Consider the following 18,354-nt stretch of genomic DNA (forward strand, 5'->3'; position numbering starts at 1 on the left):
TGTTAAATATGGTCATCAACCTGAAATCATTTAATTTTGGAAATTCAATTTTGAACTAAAAAAGTATATGGCAACGCAAAAAATAAAATTAAACTGGAAAGATGGAGTGCATTTTGAATCTCAAGGACCAGGAGGAAATGTATTAATTGATGGATCTGAAGAAGTAGGAGGACAGGGAAAAGGATTGCGTCCAAAGGCATTAATGTTGTCTGCCTTGGCAGGTTGCTCGGGTATTGATATTGCTTCTTTGATTGAAAAAATGAGGATTGATGTCGATCATTTTGATATCGATGTTGAGGCCGAACTAACAGAAGAACATCCTAAATTTTATAACAAAGTTTTCGTGAAATTTAATTTTTATGGTGATAATCTAAATCAAAAGAAAATTGAAAAAGCAGTTACGCTATCCGTAGATACTTATTGCGGTGTTATGGAAATGTTTCGTCAATTTGCAGTGATAAATACAGAAATTAACTACTTTCCAAAGCAGTTATAAATTGTAAATAGGTTAATAATAAGCATTATAATTATAGAGTCGACTGCTATTTGAGATTGGTCTTTAGACTTTCAACGGTTTTTTTGCTGTTTCCTACAAAAATTTCATTGTCAATCATAGCTACAGGTCTTTTCAAAAAAGTATACTCGCTTAAAATATATTTTTTGTAGTCTTCTTCAGTTAGGTTTTTGTTTTTTAAATCTAATTCTCTATACAGTTTAGCTCTTTTATTAAATAAAGCTTCATATGACAAAGTCTTGTTGTAAAGTTCTTCCAGTTGCTCCTGCGTAATAGGATTAGATTTGATTTCTTGAAGTTCGACTTGATCCAAATTCAGTTCACTCAAGATTTTTTTGCAAGTATCGCAGGTTTTTAAATAATATATTTTTTTCATAATGCAAAAGGGAGTTTTATCTTTACTAAATATCAAAAATAGACAGTAAAGATGAATATAGAAAAACAAATAGATATTTTAATTAAAGGTAGAGAGTTAACTTTAAAATTAATTGAAGATTTAACCTTAGAACAGATTAATAAAATTCCAAAAGGACATAACAATCATATTGGATGGAATATTGGGCATTTACTAGTTACACAACAGTTACTATGTTACAAATTATCTGGACTGAAAGCCTTGGTTTCTGATGAACTAATCAATAGCTATAAAAAAGGTACTGATGCTCATAATTTAATTATTGACGAAAAAGAGTGGGAGTATATAAAAAATCAATTTATTGAGTTGCCTCAAAAACTGGCTAAAGACTATAGTAATGGGTGTTTCGAAGGTTATAGCGGGTATACAACAAGTGTAAAGGTTGAATTAGATAGCATAGAGAAAGCGATTGATTTCAACAATTTTCACGAGGGTGTTCATTTAGGAGTTGTGTTATCACAAAAAAAGCTAGTTTAAAAACTAGCTTTTTTTGTGATAAATTTTTATAAATACCTGTTTAAAATAAATGATATATAACACCAACAGTAATATTGGTATTGTAATCATTAGTATCATTACCAACAACAGGTTCTACAGCATCTATTCTGTCTGAAAAATACTGGTTAAATTTAATTTCTCCAACTAGGTCCATCGTTGGGTTTAATTTGTATCTGTAACCTACGGCAAAATTACCTGAGAATACAGCTTCGTCAATCCCTCCAATTACGGAGGCATCATAATTATCAGGTAATCCGTTGTTGTTACCCACGTTAGTTCCAGCAAGTGAGTACTCAGCATCTGAACTAACATAATTTACACCAAAACCAACACCTAAGTAAACGTTACCTCTACCTCCAGACCTACCTCGTCGACTGTAACGCCTTCTTGAACTTCTGTGAAGATAAGTGATCATATCCTTAAAGTAAAATTCTAACTGAGTTCCTAAAGTTATAATACTTGCCTCTGAAGACAGTCTTCCTAATAATACATCACTATCCACTTGAGATGGATCTCCATTTTTATCCAAACGTTCGTTACCCGTACTTATTCCCAAATTATCATAAGACCCTTTGGTGTACCCTAAATTTGTTTTTAATACCAGGTGCTTAGCAAATCCACCATTGTTTCTTGTTCTTCTTGCAGGGACAAGGTGAGCAGAGTGGGTAGCATTGATGGTAAAACCATTTACCAAGATCTGTCCATCAGCAGGTCCGTCACCAGAGAAGTCTCCCTGAAAGTTAGAGATTCCTACGTTTCCTCCAACTTCGTGCTGTATTCTTACATTAGAGTTACTTCTTCTAGTACGTCTTCTCCTTCTTTGTGCATTTGCATCGTCTATGGAAGAGAATAAAATGACAGCAATAAGTATATATATCTTTTTCAACTTAGTGTTTTGATTAAAGGTTAGTATTCCAAAAATAAAAAAAAAATGTAGACAACGGTCAATCGATAGATATAATTTCTATTATTTCTGAATTAGCCCTCAGTTTTATATTCTTTTTAACGTTTAAAACTTCTTCAGGTTGTAATCTATTTTCAAAGTTGCCCGAGTTATAAATTGAGTCTTTATTTAAGTCTTTGATAATCCTAACATTATACTCGTCAGGCTCTATGTTTTTAAAGTTTACCGTTTGGGAGGTAGATGCAAATTGAGTGTAAATTCTTTTTTTTGTGGAGTTCATCAATTGAATAATTAATGATGTTTTCTTAGGATTTTTCAAGTTTAAAATGATCTCCCCATATTCCTCAGCATTTAGTGTGTTGAATTTGATGGTTTCTTTTTGGTTGTAATTATTCAAAAAATCTTTAAAAGCTGTTTGATTGACTTTTAAGGTGTAATTGGTCTCTTTTTTTCTTTTAAAAGATACATTTAAATAATGTTTTTCAGGAAAATTAGAGATAAAGTATTTCGTCGGAATTGAATCGTTTTCTAATAACACAATACTGTCTTTCTTAAACTCAATAACGGGATTGTTGTATGAAATTTTAACAGAATCTTGAGGATGAAGTATACTGTTTGTCTCATTTTTTATGAGTAGTGTGTCTTGTTGCAGCTCACGAGGGGCAATAGTGAATTTTTTTGCAATTGTATCTATCTTAGCTAAAATGGTAATTGAATCTTTTGGAAGTTGCTTAAACCACAAATACATAGAATCTTTATCCACAGATTTACTAACAAAGTATTTGTTGGTTATTTTGTCTTTAACCTCTAGTATAGGATTTTTATTCCCTTGAAAACCGATAATGATTTGATTCCCTTTTGTCTGTGTAGGGTTAAAAACTTTTGCAGGTTTTGACTCTTTAAATAAAACAAAATTAACAGAGTCTAGGGCAGACTTTAAACCAATAGTTTTATTGAGGAAACCTATTTTTTCATATCCTTTATCATACTTGTAATTATTGTTATTATCCTCAATAGCTATTATCTTGTAATCGGCTTCAGATAAATTTTCTAAGGAATAATTACTGCTCTTTAAAGTATTAGATAAATAGTTGGGCGTATAATTTCCGATGATTGTATCATTTGCATTTTTATAAGCAAGAATACTAACATCTTCAATATCCTTATTCTCATAGGGGTCACTAATATTTCCAGAAATACTAAGAGAATCTAATAAAGGACCAGTACTAAAAACGTAGGAAAATCTACCCAACTCGTTCCCCTCATTATTATCAATAATGCTATTACCAAAATTAATGGTATAAGTAGTGTTTTTTGCAAGCGGGTCTAAAAATTCGATACTTATTTTTTTAGAGACTCCTGCTTCAGGTTTTATAATTGGCTTTTTCTCCATCGGTGGAGAAATAATTAGCTGGCGATTCAGGTTTTTAAACTTTACGTACTCGTCAAAGTAAATAACAATTTTTTTATCATTAAACAAAGTTGTTTTGTTCATGGGTTTGGCAATAGCCATAACAGGGGGAATGCTGTCTTTAGGTCCACCATCAGGACTACCAATTCTTGCACAGCTGCAGAGTATGGTAAATAACATGAATGTGGTTATTTTAAGTAAATGCTTCATAAGAATAGCACAAAGAAACTATTTTTTATCTGATTAAACCACACAGGCAATTGTAATAATTGAGATATTAACATCAAAGGATTTGTTTAAAGCCTTAGAGCATGAAATCAACGTTGCTCCCGTGGTAAGGACATCGTCAATCAACAGTATGTTTTGATTTTTGAGATTGTATTTAGGATTTACAGTAAAAGAGTTTTTTACATTCTCAATTCTCAATTCTTTGTTTTGAGTGGTTTGAGATTTGGTATTCTTGATTTTGAGCAACAGATCTTTATAAAAAGGCTTATTTGTATAGTCCGCAATCTTTTTTCCAAAAACTTCTACCTGATTATATCCTCTCTTTTTTTGTTTTTTGGGATGTAGCGGTATAATCGTAATACAATCAATATCAGCAGAAAAAGTATCAAATTCAGGATTACTGATGATGTTTTTTGCAGCAAACAAGCCAAATGATTCTAGTCCACCGTATTTCAAACTTTTTAGCAGAGTCTGAATAGGACTATTTTTGTGGTAGAAGTAGATTGAACTTGCTTTAACGATGTCTACATGCCCCCAAAACAATTTTTCTAACGGGTTGTTCCTGTAATTTGTAAATGAGGTTTCTTCTAATTCTAAAAAACAAGATGCACATAAAAAAACTTTATTTTGATTTACAATCTCTTTACAATGTGTACATCGGTAAGGAACAAAAAGATCTCTCATATCTTTAAGTAAATTCATGGCTTTTGTTTTAAAAATAACCAATATTTTTAAGAAAGTTAATCGGAACTGTTTAAACAATTAAGATGATGAAAAAATCAAAAGAAATTATTATTGGTGTTTTGTTACTAATAATCGTAGGTGCTGTTATCTGTATCTATAACCTTAATACAGAAAATAAAATTTTTAAGGAAGAAGTCTTAGCTGAAAAAAATGCTCTAGAAAAGGATTTGGAACTTACTATTAAAGATTTAAATTCCAATCAAGAGCAAAATATAGCGATTACAAAGGACTTTAATCAAGCTAACGATAAGTTGAAGAAGATTAGAAAAGAACTAAAAAAATCTAAATCAGAAATCATATCTCTAAAAAGGTCACTTGTAACATCGGAAAAAAGTAGTTTCAAAGACTTACAACTTTTAAGAAACAAATTAGAATCTGTAAAATTAAATAACCAACTACTCTACAAAACTATAGATTCTATTAAAACGCTTAACGATAGCTTGATGGTAACCATAGCGGTAACCAAATCAGAGTTAAACGCAGAAAAGTTACAGAGCAAAGAATTATCAGTAAAACTTTCTGAGGCAACTAAAATTCAAATCGCTAAAGTTGAGGTGTTCGCTGTTGAAGAGAAAAAAACGGGAAAAGTTAAGCAAACGAATCGTTCCAAGAACGTTAATGGTATTCAAGTAAAATACAACATCTTAAATAATAAGGCTTTGGCAGATACTGAGTGTGATATTTATTATGTGTTAAAAGACAATAAAGGGGTAACAATAATAACCAACGGAGAGTTTTTATACAATGATGTATCAAAAAAGTTTACCGACGGTACAAGGGTTGTTCTGAACGGAGAAACAATGCCTGTGAGCGATATTATTTCCTTACAGGATAACACGTTGAGTAAAGGAGTATATACTCTAGAGTTTTACAGCAATGATGGGTTGTTGGCTAAAGAGTCCTTTGAGTTAAAAAATGGCTTTTTGGGTGTTTTTTAAATAAATCAAACAGTTTTTAACCTAGAATAATAGTAATACAAAAAGCTTTTATATTTTTGCGAAATGGCAAAACAAGAAGATCAATTTAAAAAGGTAATATCACATGCCAAAGAGTATGGATATGTGTTTCAATCAAGTGAGGTATACGACGGTTTAAGTGCAGTTTATGATTATGCACAAAATGGCGTTGAGTTAAAGAAAAACCTACGTGATTATTGGTGGAAGGCCATGGTACAAATGCACGATAATATTGTAGGTTTAGATGCTGCAATATTTATGCACCCAACTACATGGAAGGCCTCAGGACATGTTGATGCTTTTAACGATCCTTTGATAGATAACAAAGATTCTAAAAAAAGATACAGAGCCGACGTTTTGATTGAAGATTACGTGGCTAAGTACGACGATAAAATAGAAAAGGAAGTAAAAAAAGCTGCGAAGCGTTTCGGAGATTCTTTTGATAAACAACAATTTTTAGAGACCAATCCAAGAGTTTTAGATTACAAGGCCAAAGGAGCTGCTATATTATCTAGAATGGGACAGTCTTTAGAAAAGGAAGATTTGGCAGATATGAAAGCCCTTATAGAAGAGTTGGGAATTGCCTGTCCTTTATCAGGGTCTAAAAATTGGACAGACGTTAAACAGTTTAACTTAATGTTTGGAACCAAACTAGGAGCTTCTGCAGAACATGCTACGGATTTGTATTTACGTCCAGAAACGGCTCAAGGAATTTTTGTAAACTTCCTAAATGTACAAAAAACAGGACGAATGAAAATTCCTTTTGGGATTGCGCAAACAGGTAAAGCTTTTCGTAACGAAATAGTGGCACGTCAGTTTATTTTCCGTCAAAGAGAATTTGAACAAATGGAAATGCAGTTTTTCGTACGTCCTGGAACTCAAAAGGAGTGGTATGAAACATGGAAAGAATCTCGTTTAAAATGGCACTTATCTTTAGGACTAGGAATGGATAATTATCGTTTCCACGATCATGATAAATTGGCTCATTATGCAGATTCTGCTGCGGATATCGAATTTAAGTTTCCTTTCGGATTTAAAGAATTGGAAGGGATTCATTCTCGTACAGATTTTGATTTGAAAGCTCATCAAGAACACTCAGGTAAAAAAATACAGTATTTTGATAACGAAATTAACGAAAATTATACTCCATATGTAGTGGAGACTTCCGTTGGTTTAGATAGATTGTTTTTAGCCGTTTTTTCTAATTCATTAAAAGAAGAAGAATTAGAAGATGGAAATACGAGAACAGTTTTAAAATTACCTGCTGTTGTAGCCCCAAATAAAGCTGCTATTTTACCTCTGGTTAAAAAAGATGGTTTACCAGAAATAGCTAAAGATATCTTTGACGCTTTAAAATTTGACTTTAATATTGCTTACGATGAAAAAGATGCGATAGGTCGTCGTTATCGTCGTCAAGATGCTAACGGTACCCCATTTTGTATTGCTGTAGATTATCAAACAAAAGAAGATCAAACAGTAACAATAAGACACAGAGATACCATGGAGCAAAAAAGGGTTGCTATTGCAGATTTAAAATCCATCATAGATGCTGAGGTAAATATGGGGGTTTGGTTAAATAAAGCTAAATAATAAAATTACAGATTGTAAACAGAGGGAGTGGTTCATTTAACTACTCCCTCTTTTTGTAGATAACATTAATGTTTACTTTACACAATTAAAGTGTTTATATTTTATTTTTGCAACTCTAAAGTTTGATGACATGAAAAAATATATAGCAGAATTCATAGGCACATTTACACTTATTTTTTGTGGATGCGGAGCAATGACTATTAACGAAGTTACTGGAGGAGCGGTAGGTCACGTTGGAATAGGAATCACTTGGGGATTTGTGGTAATAGCGATGATTTATGCTTTAGGTGATATTTCTGGAGCCCATTTAAATCCTGCGGTTTCCATAGCTTTTGCTTTTGCCAAAAAATTTGATTGGAAAGAGGTTCCCAAATATGCAGTTTCGCAATTTTTGGGAGGGTTATTGGCTAGTGGGTTATTAGCTTTTTTATTTCCTATGAGTGATCTGTTAGGAGGGACGCATCTCTCAGAGCTTATAGATCCTTTTAGAGGTTTTGTTATAGAATTTTTGTTGACATTTTTCTTAATGTTAGTAATTATCAATGTATCCACGGGGTCTAAAGAAGTAGGGATTATGGCAGGTTTTGCCATAGGAGGAGTTGTTATGTTAGAAGCACTTTTTGCAGGCCCTATTACCAATGCATCTATGAATCCTGTAAGATCACTAACTCCAGCTTTGTTGTCTTTTAAATTTGATGATCTTTGGGTGTATATGCTAGCTCCTGTTCTGGGGGCAATCACAGCTGTAGTAAGCTGTAAGTTAATCAAAGATGACAATTGTTGTGACGGTGAATGTTAATATAAAAAGAGTATCATGAAAAAAAGTTTTTTAGTAGGGTTGTTGGTGATGATTACGTGTTTTGCGAATGCTCAAAAGAAGTATGTAATTGTTCCAAAGAAATTTTCTTTTCAAGTAAGAAAAAATCAATACAAGTTAAATAGAAATGCAAAAGAGTTTTTTGAAAAAGAGGGTTTTACCACTTATTATGATGATGAGTTACCAGAGAACTTTGACAAATGTTCAGCATACATTATCTCTTTAGATAAAAAGAGTAAAGCGCGAAGCCAATCATTATGGGTTTTGATTAATGATTGTAACAAAAACTTAGTCATTAAAAGTAAAGAGGGTAAAAGTAGATTATTGGAGGTTTCAAGATCTTACAACGAAGCTTTGGATAAGGCTTTAAAGAGTATCAAGAATGAAACATTAGCAACTGTATCATCAGAAAAAAAACAAGTAACTGTAAAGGGATTAGAATCTTTAAAACAAAAAAGTATTTACAGTTTTAAGAAAAAAACAGATAAGACGTGGGTTTTAGTTTCTAAAGAAAACACAGATATAGAATTAACCTGCTTGTTAACCTCGCAAGATGACGTTTTAATAGCTAAACGAAACAATTTGAATGGAGTGCTTTTAAAGCAAAACAATGCATGGTTTTTTGAATATTATTTAAACGATGAATTGCAGTCTGAAAGGATTGAAATTAGATAAGTTGCAGTTTATTTCTTAGGAAATACTTTTTTACTAAAGAATAATAAAATCATCACTCCAATAGAAATAGCAGCATCCGCAATGTTAAATATGGCATTAAAAAAGGTAAAGTATTTTCCTCCTATAAAAGGAACCCATTTAGGAGCAATTCCTTGCCAGATAGGAAAGTATAACATATCAACAACTTTACCATAAAACAAATTGTTGTAACCATTTGAAGGGTCTACAATAGCTAAGTTATTAGGGGTGGATTCAGTAAAAAGTAGGCCATAGCTAACGGAGTCTATAATATTACCTAAGGCTCCACAAAAAATAAGGGAGATGGCAATAATTAACAAATTATGACTATTGTCCTTAATAGCATTTTTCAACCATATACCTATTCCGACAATAGCACATAATCTAAATAAAGTTAAAACGAGCTTACCTGTTTTGCCCCCTAGTTCGGTACCCCAAGCAGCTCCATTATTTTCTATAAAATGAATTCTGAACCAATCAAAAACAACAATTTCTTCTCCAAGTCTAAAATTAGTTTTGATATATATTTTACTAATCTGATCGATTAGCAAAATGACGATGATAAGAATGATAGACTTTTTGGTATTCATAGTAGATGTCAAAAATAAAAGTTTGTAATCCTTAACGGGTTACAAACTTTTAAAGTATAAATTTAAAGGTCGTACTGCATCAATAATTATTTTCTCTCAGCTTTTTTAGCTTCGATACTTAATGTAGCATGAGGAACCAATTTTAAACGCTCTTTTTGAATTAATTTACCAGTGGCACGACATATTCCATAAGTTTTATTTTCTATACGTAAGAGTGCGTTTTTAAGGTCTCGTATAAACTTTTCCTGTCTAATAGCTAGCTGTACATTGGCTTCTTTAGACATGGTTTCAGATCCTTCTTCAAAAGCCTTAAACTGAGGAGAAGTGTCGTCTGTATTGTTGGAGCTACCGTTTTTATAGGAACTTTTTAAAATTTCTAAATCCTTTTTAGCTTTCTCAATTTTAGCTAAAATAATATCCTTAAATTCAGCTAAATCAGCATCACTATATACTACTCTTTCGTCTGTTGCCATGACTTTTATATTTTATGTATAAATATTTTACTTTTAATTTCGTCAAATTCAATCTCTAAGCCTTCATCAACTTTAGATACAAATTCTAATTCACTAGTTAAGGTTTCACTTTTAATATAATCTTCATTTACCTTAACGGCTTTCTCCAAAGTTGATTCGCTACCAATAGATAATTTAATTTTATCTGTGACTTCTAAACCAGAATCTTTACGGAGATTTTGAACTCTATTGACAAGCTCTCTTGCAATCCCTTCGTTCTTTAACTCTTCTGAGATAGTTACATCCAAAGCAACTGTTAAGCCTCCTTGATTAATCACCAACCAACCTTCAATGTCTTGTGAACTTATTTCCACTTCGTGAATGGATAAATCTACTAAATTTTCTTCAATTTCAATAGAAATTTTCCCTTCAGACTCCAATTTAGTAATATCTTCTTGTGTGAGTTTTTGTATGGCAGCTCCAACAAATCGCATATTTTTACCAAAACGCGGTCCTAATACTTTAAAATTAGGTTTGATGTTTTTTACTAATACTCCTGAAGCATCATCTAAAAGTTCAATTTCTTTAACGTTTACTTCTGATAATATTAAATTTTCAACTGCTTTGATATCTGTTTTTTGTTGATTGTCTAAAACAGGAATCATAATTTTTTGTAGCGGCTGACGTACCTTAATCATTTCCTTTTTACGTAAAGACAACACCATGGATGATATTTGCTGCGCTTTCTGCATTTTACGTTCTAAATCCTCATCAATCGCAGTAGTATCTGCCTTAGGAAAGGTTGATAAGTGAACAGATTCAAAGCTTTCTTTTTGAGTAGCAGAAATCAAGTCTTTATATAAATTATCCATAAAGAAAGGAGCCACAGGGGCCGCTAGTTTGGAAACCGTTAACATACATGTGTATAACGTTTGATAGGCAGATATTTTATCTGTACCGTAGTCACCTTTCCAAAAACGTCTTCTACTTAATCTAACAAACCAGTTAGATAAATTTTCTGTAACAAAATTTTGAATTTCTCTAGTTGCTTTTGTTGCTTCGTATTCGTTGTAAAACTTATCTACTTTTTGAATTAATGTATTCAATTCAGATAAAATCCATCTATCAATTTCTGGTCTCTTCTCCAGTTTTATATCAGCTTCTTTATATGTAAACCCATCGATATTGGCATATAATGTAAAGAAGGAATAGGTGTTGTAAAGGGTTCCAAAAAACTTACGTCTCACTTCATCAATACCTTCTACGTCAAATTTCAAGTTGTCCCAAGGATTAGCATTGGATATCATGTACCAACGTGTAGCATCAGGGCCGTACTTATCCATTGTTTCGAATGGATCTATACCATTTCCTAAACGTTTAGACATTTTTTTACCGTGCTTGTCTAAAACCAATCCATTAGACACTACATTTTTATAGGCAACACTATCAAAAACCATGGTACTAATAGCATGTAAAGTATAAAACCACCCACGAGTTTGATCTACTCCTTCCGCAATAAAGTCTGCTGGATAAAACTCTTTATTATCAATGAGCTCTTTATTTTCAAAAGGATAGTGTTGTTGTGCATATGGCATAGCCCCAGAGTCGAACCAAACATCAACCAAATCAGATTCACGTTTCATCGGCTGCCCAGTGGAGGATACCAAAGTAATAGCATCTACTATGTTTTTATGTAAATCAATATTGTCATAATTTTCATCAGACATATTGCCTACCTCAAAAGCATCAAAACTAGTTGGATTTTCTATACCCGCTGCTTTTGCTTTTTCTATTTCTTGTTTTAGTTCTGCTACAGAACTGATAATTATCTCTTCAGTACCATCTTCTGTTCTCCATATAGGCAGAGGAATTCCCCAATAACGAGAACGAGATAGATTCCAATCGTTTGCATTTTGCAACCAATTACCAAAACGTCCTGTACCTGTAGATTCTGGCTTCCAGTTTATGGTTTCGTTCAATTCGAACATACGTTTTTTTACGTCTGTAACCTTTATAAACCAAGAATCTAAAGGGTAGTACAACACAGGTTTGTCAGTTCTCCAACAGTGCGGATAGCTGTGTTTGTATTTTTCTACATTAAAAGCTTTGTTTTCTTCTTTTAATTGAATGGCAATTTCTACGTCAACAGATTTTTCTGGAGCCTCACCATCATTGTAATATTCATTCTTAACATATTTGCCAGTATGTGGACCTACATGTTCGGTGAATTTTCCTTGTAAATCAACTAAAGGAACTGGGTTTTCATTTTCATCTAAAACCAACATAGGTGGCACTTCAGGTGTGGCATTTTTAGCTACAAAAGCATCATCAGCACCAAAAGTAGGAGCGGTGTGAACAATTCCGGTACCGTCTTCTGTGGTTACAAAGTCACCTGTAATTACTCTAAATGCGTTTTTGGCATTTTCGTAAGGAGTAGCCCAAGGGAGCAATTGTTCATACTTTATGCCTTCTAATTCTTTACCTGTAAATGATTCTGTAACTAGGTACGGTATTTTTTTATCATCTGTATTAAAAGCATCTAGTTCTTCTTGATTATCTACAGCGATGAATTTTTTGGAAAATTGCTTTGAAACTAGGTTTTTAGCTAAAATTACGTTGACAGGTAATTTTGTGTATTGATTATATGATTTAACTAAGACATATTCAATTTTAGGACCTACGGTCAAGGCCGTGTTACTTGGTAATGTCCATGGAGTAGTTGTCCATGCCAAAATATGTACTTCATTTAAGCTTTGTAAGCGTTCTGGTAAAGTCTCTTTGATGGTTTTAAACTGGGCAACAATAGTAGTATCAGTTACGTCTTGATAACATCCAGGTTGATTGACTTCATGAGAACTCAAACCTGTACCCGCTTTGGGAGAATATGGCTGAATGGTATACCCTTTATAGATTAAATTCTTTTTGTAAATCTGACCTAACAACCACCATACGGATTCCATGTATTTGGGTTTGTAAGTAATATAAGGATCTTCCATATCTACCCAATAACCAATTCGTTGAGTTAGGTTGTTCCAGATATCAGTATATTTCATTACTGCCTTTTTACAAGCAGTATTGTATTCTTCGATAGAAATTTTAGTTCCAATGTCCTCCTTAGTAATCCCAAGTTCTTTTTCAACTCCCAATTCAACAGGCAAACCATGCGTGTCCCAACCCGCTTTACGTTGCACTTTAAAACCTTTCATGGTTTTAAATCTAGGATATACATCTTTAATGGTTCTACCCAACACGTGATGAATTCCAGGCAATCCGTTAGCAGAAGGAGGCCCTTCAAAAAAAACATAAGGTTTGCTATCCTCTCTCGCATCAATACTCTTTTGAAAGATGTTGTTTTCATCCCAAAACTTTAATGTTTCAGAGGCTATTTTTGTTAAGCTTAATCCTTTGTGTTCCTTAAAATTTGCACTCATGGTTATTGACTATTCAATTAGGTCTGCGAAATTACATTTTTAATTGATGAATAACAACCGAGTGAGCTATTTAGCACAGGGTATTTGAAACAAAAAAGCAGAGATTCTAAATTTTTAGAATCTCTGCTTTTATCTAGTAAACTATATATTATAATTTGTTTAGCTCAGCATAAAGTCTTGTTACTTCATTCGCTTTGTCTAAAACCGTGTTGGTAGCTTCAAACAATTCCGTTTCAGCAAAATCCTCGGTAGTAATTTTTAGTTTTGTACCTCTTGTTGTCATTTGGCTTCTTAATTTAGACCAGTAGTAAATTAATTCACTCAAAGAGTCATCAATTTCAACAGTGTTGAATTCAGATACAGTCAATCTTTTTAATGCATTAGAGATAGTTCCCATAATTTTTAATAAATCTTTAGCAGGAACTTCATGAATCTCAAAACTATTCATACCATAATACAAAGCAAGTCTTTGCGTAGAGTAAGAAATTGTACCTGAAATTCTCGTGATATTATCAATCTGCTGTCTAGCGTATCTATTTCTCTTAGATAATCTTGGGTTGACTTTTTTAGAATAGTTACTTAATTCTCTTACTAAATCATCACAAATATTTAAGAACAAAGTATTTGTTCTAATGATTTTTTGCATTGACTTTTTAGAAGTCTTTAAAATTGTAGCCTTATAAGTTTCAAAAGTATATTCCTGCACAGCAACTTTTAATTTGATGTCTTCAGTAGGAGTATATGTTTTTAAAACCTCTATACCTTGTAAAAATTCTTCAATAGTTCTATCTAATTCTTTGTCAGCTTTAGATTTGTTTTTCTTTGCCTCAATATACAATTTGTCCTTAGCCATTCTTTGACATAATGTCTTTTGTCTAATGGCAATTTCCATTGCATCAGCCAATGTAATAGGGTCTTTTGGTTGAGTGTTAGTCTTTCCTTTTTGAGAAAAACCCTGTGTTGGTAATGCAAATACTGCAAGAATTAATAGTAAATATATGTTCTTCATTTGATATATAGTTTAATTGTTTATTTCGTTTACAGCTTTATAAGTTCTACTTAATAAATCTGAATATTTTAGCAATTTATTACTTCCTTCGTAAATAACTTCTGGTTTAGGTGAAGTATGTACACTTATAAATTTTTTATTTCTAACATCTTCTAAAATAGACTTTATATTTTTCCATTCAGTATCTATTTTATCGGTGTTGTCTGCGTATTCGACATTTTTATTTTTGATGTCTAAAATACTTGTCACTTGAGATTCGATATCTGACACAATTTTCTCAAAGACAGGATTGTCGTATTTTGAAATTTTGTAAAAGTAAGCCGTGTAATATAGAGCTAGTCTTTGAGCAGTATGTTTAAGATTGTTAGCCGCTATGTAAGCTTCGCCAAATTTAGAATCGTTAGTGTTGTACGGATAAGAATTTTCTTTTTTTGCAATGTCTAAAAGCTTAGAAAAAACAGTTTCTGTAACAGTAAGTACCACATTGTTGTAATCCATAATTTCATCATTGGAATCACCTTGCTCATCCATAATACTTTGTTTGTAACCAATCCAAAGCAATTCTATGTGAGTAATTTCTTTTTGAATATCGTCAGGTAGAGACATTCCTTTTAAACTACTTAAGTTATTCTCGAATTGTACCACAGAAGAAATTAGGCCTCTTTGTGTATCTTCACCTTTAGTATTATCAGTGTAAATTTTATCTTTTGCCATTCTTTGCGATAGCATGGATTGTTTACTGATTATATTTATTGCTTGAGGTATTGTAATTCTTTGCTGGGAGTAGGAGAGCAAAAAGGCAAAGAATAATAAAATACTTAAAACTTTTTTCATACTTGATGAGTTTTTTTGTTAGAGCCTACAAAAATAGTTAAATATTTAGTCTATTCTAACAATTATAGTCATAAAAGTATGTAAAATAGTATTAGATAAAAAAGAAAATTTAACATAAGTCTAAAAAAAAAACATTTTTAGTGCTATATCGACAAGAATTTTAGGTGTAAAATGTTATTAATTTATCTAAAAAACAAACGAGTTTAATAAACAACAACCCAATAAATAGGACTTTAATTAATTCCTGATAAAGGCATTTTTATCTAGCGATTTCTAAATACATTTTTGTTATTGGGTTGGCTTTCATCAATACAACGTCCGACAAATCATATAGTTTTTCAGGATCTATTTTGCTCAAGCCATTTTTATCAAAACCACTATTAGCCATTTTTACTTTTAAACTACTCCAATAATATAAAACCTTACTGAGAGAATCATCAATGTCTAGCGTGTTAAATTCAGATATTGTCATGAAATTTAGTGCGTTGTCAACACGTTTAATTATGGTGTTTATCTCATCAGGGTAAATAGTTTTTATTTCATAGTAATTGATGGCATAATAAAAAGATAATCTTTGGGTTAAGTATCTAACGGTACCAGAAGCATTGGCTAATTTATTGATGTTTTTAAAGGATGAACTGTCTTTTTTGTTTTTTTGATTTTCGCCTGAATGCTTAAGAAAGTTTTCAAAAACCTCATCACAAATCTTTAGAAATAAAGTGTTCATAGATATCACTTCGTTCATAGATTTTTTAGTGGTTTCTAGCAAAAACATTTTGTAAGTCTTAAAGGTAAGTTCTTCGATTTCAATTTTATATTTAACGTTGTCATTAGGAGCAAAATCTTTTAGTATTTCAATAGCCAACTCAAATTCTGTTATGGCATTTTTCATGTCTTTTTCAGATTCGTTAGACTTTTTATTGACTTCAATAAAAAGTTTATCTTTTGCCATTTGTTGTATCAAAGTTCTTTGTTTATCAGCAATATTAATAGCATCTAAGTAGTTGAATTTTTTAGATTGAGCAGTAGAAACTGAGGAAATCAACAAGCTCAAGAATAAGGGTAGTAAGTATTTTAAGTATTTCATTATAAAGTTTATTTGTTTTTCTATCTATGGGTTATTAGTGAGTACGATTCTGAGAATTTGGTCGTTTCTTAATATGGTAACTTTCAGTTTTTAAAAACAAATAGATTTATAAAGTGCAATTTATTTGTTATGGGCAAAGAATATTTATGAGTATTGAAACCTGTATACATGATGTTTTTGAAGGTGTAAAGCGATTGCGAAAGTATGTTTTTTAGCAGTTCTTAATGTTAAGGGTGTTTTAACAATAGCGCTAATTTGTTTACATAAAAAAAATATTCACAGTAAAACTGTGAATATTTTTTTGTAAATAGAAAAAGAATGTTTCGTTTAAGACTTATTCAAATCAGCATACATTTTAGTTGTGGTATTTGCTTTGTTCAAAATAGTGTTGCAAAGATCAAAAAGTTCTTCTGGTTGTACTTTTTTAGAATTCAAGTCTATTTTTCCATCTCTGTATAAAGATTTTTTTAATTCATTCCAATAGTACAATACTTCACTCAAAGAATCATCAATTTCAAGGGTGTTGAATTCTAATACGGTTAAATAGTTTAAATTTCTTTCCATGGTTCTAACAATTTCATCAATTTGGTCTGAAGTTACCTTGTCAAACTCGTAAGCGTTGATTGCGTAATAGAGAGTTAGTCTTTGGGTTAGATACCTTAATTTACCAGAAGCTCCAGTAGCTTTGGCAATGTTTTCTAAAACGTATTTTTCGTTCCTGTCGTTGTTGTTAGTTTGCGTTTTAGAATAGTTGATGATACTAGTTACAACGTCATCACATTGTTGTAAAAATAAGGTGTTGGTTGCAATTACCTCTCTTAATGCTTTTTTGTTGTTTTTGGTTAGTTGCTTTTTAAAAGTTTTAAAAGTAAACTCTTGCATGTCTATTTTATACTTGATATTGTCGTCAGGAGCAAATTCTCGTAGTATTTCAATTCCATTTTGAAAGGCAATCATCGATTTTTCTAACTCTTGGTCTGCTAATTTTGTTTTTTTGCTGGCTTTAATATATACCTTGGCTTTGGCCATTCTTTGGCATAACATTCTTTGTTTTCCTGCAATATTTACTGCTTCTGACAGATGTAATTTTTTTTGAGAATAATTTTTAATACTTGTTACTAAAATTAAAGCTGTCAATAAGTGTTTCAACGTTTTCATTTTTTATGTTTTATAATACTCAAGAACAAATATACGTAGTTTGCTACGTATTTCAGATGATTACTATGTTAAATCTACGTAATCATATCTAAGTATTAACTAATATTTAGTAAATCACTAATTTGAATAAGTATGTAAAAAAAAAGCACAGATTTTAATCTGTGCTTTTTAAAAAATTAAATGGTAAGATGTTAATTGTTTTCTAAATCATTTACAGTTTTATATGCTCTAGACAGCTTATCAGCATCCGAAAGCAACTTATCACATTTTTGATAGATAGCCTCTGGAGACGGAGAACTATGTGTGCTGATAAACTTATTCTGTAAAATAGCACTAAGTTCATCTTTCATTGTTTTCCATGTAAATTCAACTTCATCGGTTTTTTCAGCAATTTGAATGTTAACATTTTTAATAGCTAAGCAGGCCTTTACACAGTTATCAATTTTGTTAATGATTTCTGAAAAAGCAGCATTGTCATATTTGCTCACCTTGTAGTAATAAGTAACGTAGTAAAAAGCAAGTTGCTGGGATAAATACCTGATGTTATTATTTTTTATAACAGCTTCCGTGAACTTGTCGTTGTTAGAATTAAAAGGATACGATTTGTTTATTTTAGAGGATGCTACTAAGTCTGAGTAAATCTCGTTACATTCGGTTAAAACAATATCACTGTAGGTACTTGTTTTGGAATTAGCTGTTGAGGTAAAACTTCTAATATTAGCTTTGTAACCAACCCATAGCAAATCTAACCTATTTATTTTTTTCTGAATTTCAGTAGGGAGTTTGGCTTTAGTAAGTGTTTTAATGTTTTTTTCAAAAAGGATAACAGATGAGTTTAGTTCAGTATTCAATCGAGTAATATTTACTCTTTGCGTTTTATAAACTTTACTTTTTGCCATTCTTTGAGAAAGCATGGCTTGTTTAGAGATAATATTTATAGCCTGAGATTTTGTGATTGCTCTCTGGGAAAAAACACTTGAACTAATAATGGTAAATAATAGGGTAAAAAATATTTTTTTCATG

At 31.7% G+C, this 18,354-nt stretch carries 18 protein-coding genes; 6 read left to right on the top strand and 12 right to left on the bottom strand.

The annotated features are described in order from the left end of the window. Positions 1-67 precede the first annotated feature (67 nt). Complete coding sequence (locus tag ACXGQW_RS07650) at positions 68-496, top strand: OsmC family protein (protein ID WP_457821636.1); 429 nt, start codon at positions 68-70, stop codon at positions 494-496. 46 nt (positions 497-542) lie between these two features. Here the strand turns inward: ACXGQW_RS07650 and ACXGQW_RS07655 are convergent, their stop codons facing one another. Continuing rightward, complete coding sequence (locus ACXGQW_RS07655; protein ID WP_457821638.1) at positions 543-890, bottom strand: arsenate reductase family protein; 348 nt, start codon at positions 888-890, stop codon at positions 543-545. 51 nt (positions 891-941) lie between these two features. Here ACXGQW_RS07655 and ACXGQW_RS07660 point away from each other — a divergent pair, with 51 nt between their 5' ends. After that, positions 942-1,406, top strand: coding sequence for a DinB family protein (locus ACXGQW_RS07660; protein WP_457821640.1), 465 nt, complete (start codon positions 942-944; stop codon positions 1,404-1,406). Positions 1,407-1,446: 40 nt separating this feature from the next. Here ACXGQW_RS07660 and ACXGQW_RS07665 read toward each other — a convergent pair whose 3' ends face one another. From ACXGQW_RS07665 to ACXGQW_RS07675, 3 genes are all read right to left on the bottom strand, one after another. Continuing rightward, positions 1,447-2,313: a hypothetical protein gene (locus ACXGQW_RS07665; RefSeq protein WP_457821641.1), complete on the bottom strand. Its 867-nt coding sequence runs from the start codon at positions 2,311-2,313 to the stop codon at positions 1,447-1,449. Positions 2,314-2,371: 58 nt separating this feature from the next. Next, on the bottom strand, positions 2,372-3,922 hold the full coding sequence (locus ACXGQW_RS07670; protein ID WP_457821643.1) for an Ig-like domain-containing protein: 1,551 nt from the start codon (positions 3,920-3,922) through the stop codon (positions 2,372-2,374). A gap of 63 nt (positions 3,923-3,985) precedes the next feature. Then, positions 3,986-4,672 (bottom strand): ComF family protein, encoded by a 687-nt coding sequence (locus ACXGQW_RS07675; RefSeq protein ID WP_457821645.1) that lies wholly within the window; start codon positions 4,670-4,672, stop codon positions 3,986-3,988. Positions 4,673-4,737: 65 nt separating this feature from the next. On the opposite strand from ACXGQW_RS07675, the gene ACXGQW_RS07680 reads away from it, so the two are divergent. From ACXGQW_RS07680 to ACXGQW_RS07695, 4 genes are all read left to right on the top strand, one after another. After that, positions 4,738-5,652, top strand: coding sequence for a hypothetical protein (locus ACXGQW_RS07680; RefSeq protein WP_457821647.1), 915 nt, complete (start codon positions 4,738-4,740; stop codon positions 5,650-5,652). Positions 5,653-5,715: 63 nt separating this feature from the next. Then, on the top strand, positions 5,716-7,260 hold the full coding sequence (locus tag ACXGQW_RS07685; RefSeq protein WP_457821649.1) for a glycine--tRNA ligase: 1,545 nt from the start codon (positions 5,716-5,718) through the stop codon (positions 7,258-7,260). A gap of 130 nt (positions 7,261-7,390) precedes the next feature. Continuing rightward, positions 7,391-8,059: an MIP/aquaporin family protein gene (locus ACXGQW_RS07690; RefSeq protein ID WP_457821651.1), complete on the top strand. Its 669-nt coding sequence runs from the start codon at positions 7,391-7,393 to the stop codon at positions 8,057-8,059. A 15-nt stretch (positions 8,060-8,074) separates the two neighbouring features. Further along, a complete protein-coding gene (locus ACXGQW_RS07695; protein ID WP_457821653.1) occupies positions 8,075-8,752 on the top strand; it encodes a hypothetical protein in 678 nt (225 codons plus the stop codon). 8 nt (positions 8,753-8,760) lie between these two features. Here the strand turns inward: ACXGQW_RS07695 and ACXGQW_RS07700 are convergent, their stop codons facing one another. The 8 genes from ACXGQW_RS07700 to ACXGQW_RS07735 all read right to left on the bottom strand — a co-directional run bounded on the left by ACXGQW_RS07700 (position 8,761) and on the right by ACXGQW_RS07735 (position 18,353). Continuing rightward, the gene (locus ACXGQW_RS07700) at positions 8,761-9,360 is read right to left on the bottom strand and encodes a lipoprotein signal peptidase (protein WP_457821655.1); all 600 of its coding nucleotides are present in this window, start codon (positions 9,358-9,360) and stop codon (positions 8,761-8,763) included. A gap of 86 nt (positions 9,361-9,446) precedes the next feature. Continuing rightward, entirely contained in the window at positions 9,447-9,833 is a 387-nt protein-coding gene (locus ACXGQW_RS07705; RefSeq protein WP_457821657.1) for a TraR/DksA family transcriptional regulator, read from the bottom strand. Positions 9,834-9,838: 5 nt separating this feature from the next. After that, the gene (gene ileS / locus ACXGQW_RS07710) at positions 9,839-13,243 is read right to left on the bottom strand and encodes an isoleucine--tRNA ligase (RefSeq protein WP_457821659.1); all 3,405 of its coding nucleotides are present in this window, start codon (positions 13,241-13,243) and stop codon (positions 9,839-9,841) included. Between the two features lie 148 nt (positions 13,244-13,391). Further along, complete coding sequence (locus tag ACXGQW_RS07715) at positions 13,392-14,252, bottom strand: hypothetical protein (RefSeq protein ID WP_457821661.1); 861 nt, start codon at positions 14,250-14,252, stop codon at positions 13,392-13,394. Between the two features lie 12 nt (positions 14,253-14,264). Next, positions 14,265-15,086, bottom strand: coding sequence for a hypothetical protein (locus ACXGQW_RS07720; RefSeq protein ID WP_457821663.1), 822 nt, complete (start codon positions 15,084-15,086; stop codon positions 14,265-14,267). A 259-nt stretch (positions 15,087-15,345) separates the two neighbouring features. Next, a complete protein-coding gene (locus tag ACXGQW_RS07725; protein WP_457821665.1) occupies positions 15,346-16,173 on the bottom strand; it encodes a hypothetical protein in 828 nt (275 codons plus the stop codon). A gap of 327 nt (positions 16,174-16,500) precedes the next feature. Further along, complete coding sequence (locus ACXGQW_RS07730) at positions 16,501-17,331, bottom strand: type IV pili methyl-accepting chemotaxis transducer N-terminal domain-containing protein (RefSeq protein ID WP_457821667.1); 831 nt, start codon at positions 17,329-17,331, stop codon at positions 16,501-16,503. A 191-nt stretch (positions 17,332-17,522) separates the two neighbouring features. Next, on the bottom strand, positions 17,523-18,353 hold the full coding sequence (locus ACXGQW_RS07735) for a hypothetical protein (RefSeq protein ID WP_457821669.1): 831 nt from the start codon (positions 18,351-18,353) through the stop codon (positions 17,523-17,525). Between the last annotated feature and the right edge of the window lies 1 nt (position 18,354).

The organism is Wenyingzhuangia sp. IMCC45533 (assembly GCF_054111225.1).

Coding starts and splice junctions, on each gene's coding strand:
- ACXGQW_RS07650 (WP_457821636.1), top strand. CDS start 68: ATGGCAACGCAAAAAATAAAATTAAACTGGAAAGATGGAGTGCATTTT.
- ACXGQW_RS07730 (WP_457821667.1), bottom strand. CDS start 17,331: ATGAAAACGTTGAAACACTTATTGACAGCTTTAATTTTAGTAACAAGT.
- ACXGQW_RS07660 (WP_457821640.1), top strand. CDS start 942: ATGAATATAGAAAAACAAATAGATATTTTAATTAAAGGTAGAGAGTTA.
- ACXGQW_RS07680 (WP_457821647.1), top strand. CDS start 4,738: ATGATGAAAAAATCAAAAGAAATTATTATTGGTGTTTTGTTACTAATA.
- ACXGQW_RS07685 (WP_457821649.1), top strand. CDS start 5,716: ATGGCAAAACAAGAAGATCAATTTAAAAAGGTAATATCACATGCCAAA.
- ACXGQW_RS07715 (WP_457821661.1), bottom strand. CDS start 14,252: ATGAAGAACATATATTTACTATTAATTCTTGCAGTATTTGCATTACCA.
- ACXGQW_RS07695 (WP_457821653.1), top strand. CDS start 8,075: ATGAAAAAAAGTTTTTTAGTAGGGTTGTTGGTGATGATTACGTGTTTT.
- ACXGQW_RS07655 (WP_457821638.1), bottom strand. CDS start 890: ATGAAAAAAATATATTATTTAAAAACCTGCGATACTTGCAAAAAAATC.
- ACXGQW_RS07725 (WP_457821665.1), bottom strand. CDS start 16,173: ATGAAATACTTAAAATACTTACTACCCTTATTCTTGAGCTTGTTGATT.
- ACXGQW_RS07670 (WP_457821643.1), bottom strand. CDS start 3,922: ATGTTATTTACCATACTCTGCAGCTGTGCAAGAATTGGTAGTCCTGAT.
- ACXGQW_RS07675 (WP_457821645.1), bottom strand. CDS start 4,672: ATGAATTTACTTAAAGATATGAGAGATCTTTTTGTTCCTTACCGATGT.
- ileS (WP_457821659.1), bottom strand. CDS start 13,243: ATGAGTGCAAATTTTAAGGAACACAAAGGATTAAGCTTAACAAAAATA.
- ACXGQW_RS07705 (WP_457821657.1), bottom strand. CDS start 9,833: ATGGCAACAGACGAAAGAGTAGTATATAGTGATGCTGATTTAGCTGAA.
- ACXGQW_RS07720 (WP_457821663.1), bottom strand. CDS start 15,086: ATGAAAAAAGTTTTAAGTATTTTATTATTCTTTGCCTTTTTGCTCTCC.
- ACXGQW_RS07700 (WP_457821655.1), bottom strand. CDS start 9,360: ATGAATACCAAAAAGTCTATCATTCTTATCATCGTCATTTTGCTAATC.
- ACXGQW_RS07735 (WP_457821669.1), bottom strand. CDS start 18,353: ATGAAAAAAATATTTTTTACCCTATTATTTACCATTATTAGTTCAAGT.
- ACXGQW_RS07690 (WP_457821651.1), top strand. CDS start 7,391: ATGAAAAAATATATAGCAGAATTCATAGGCACATTTACACTTATTTTT.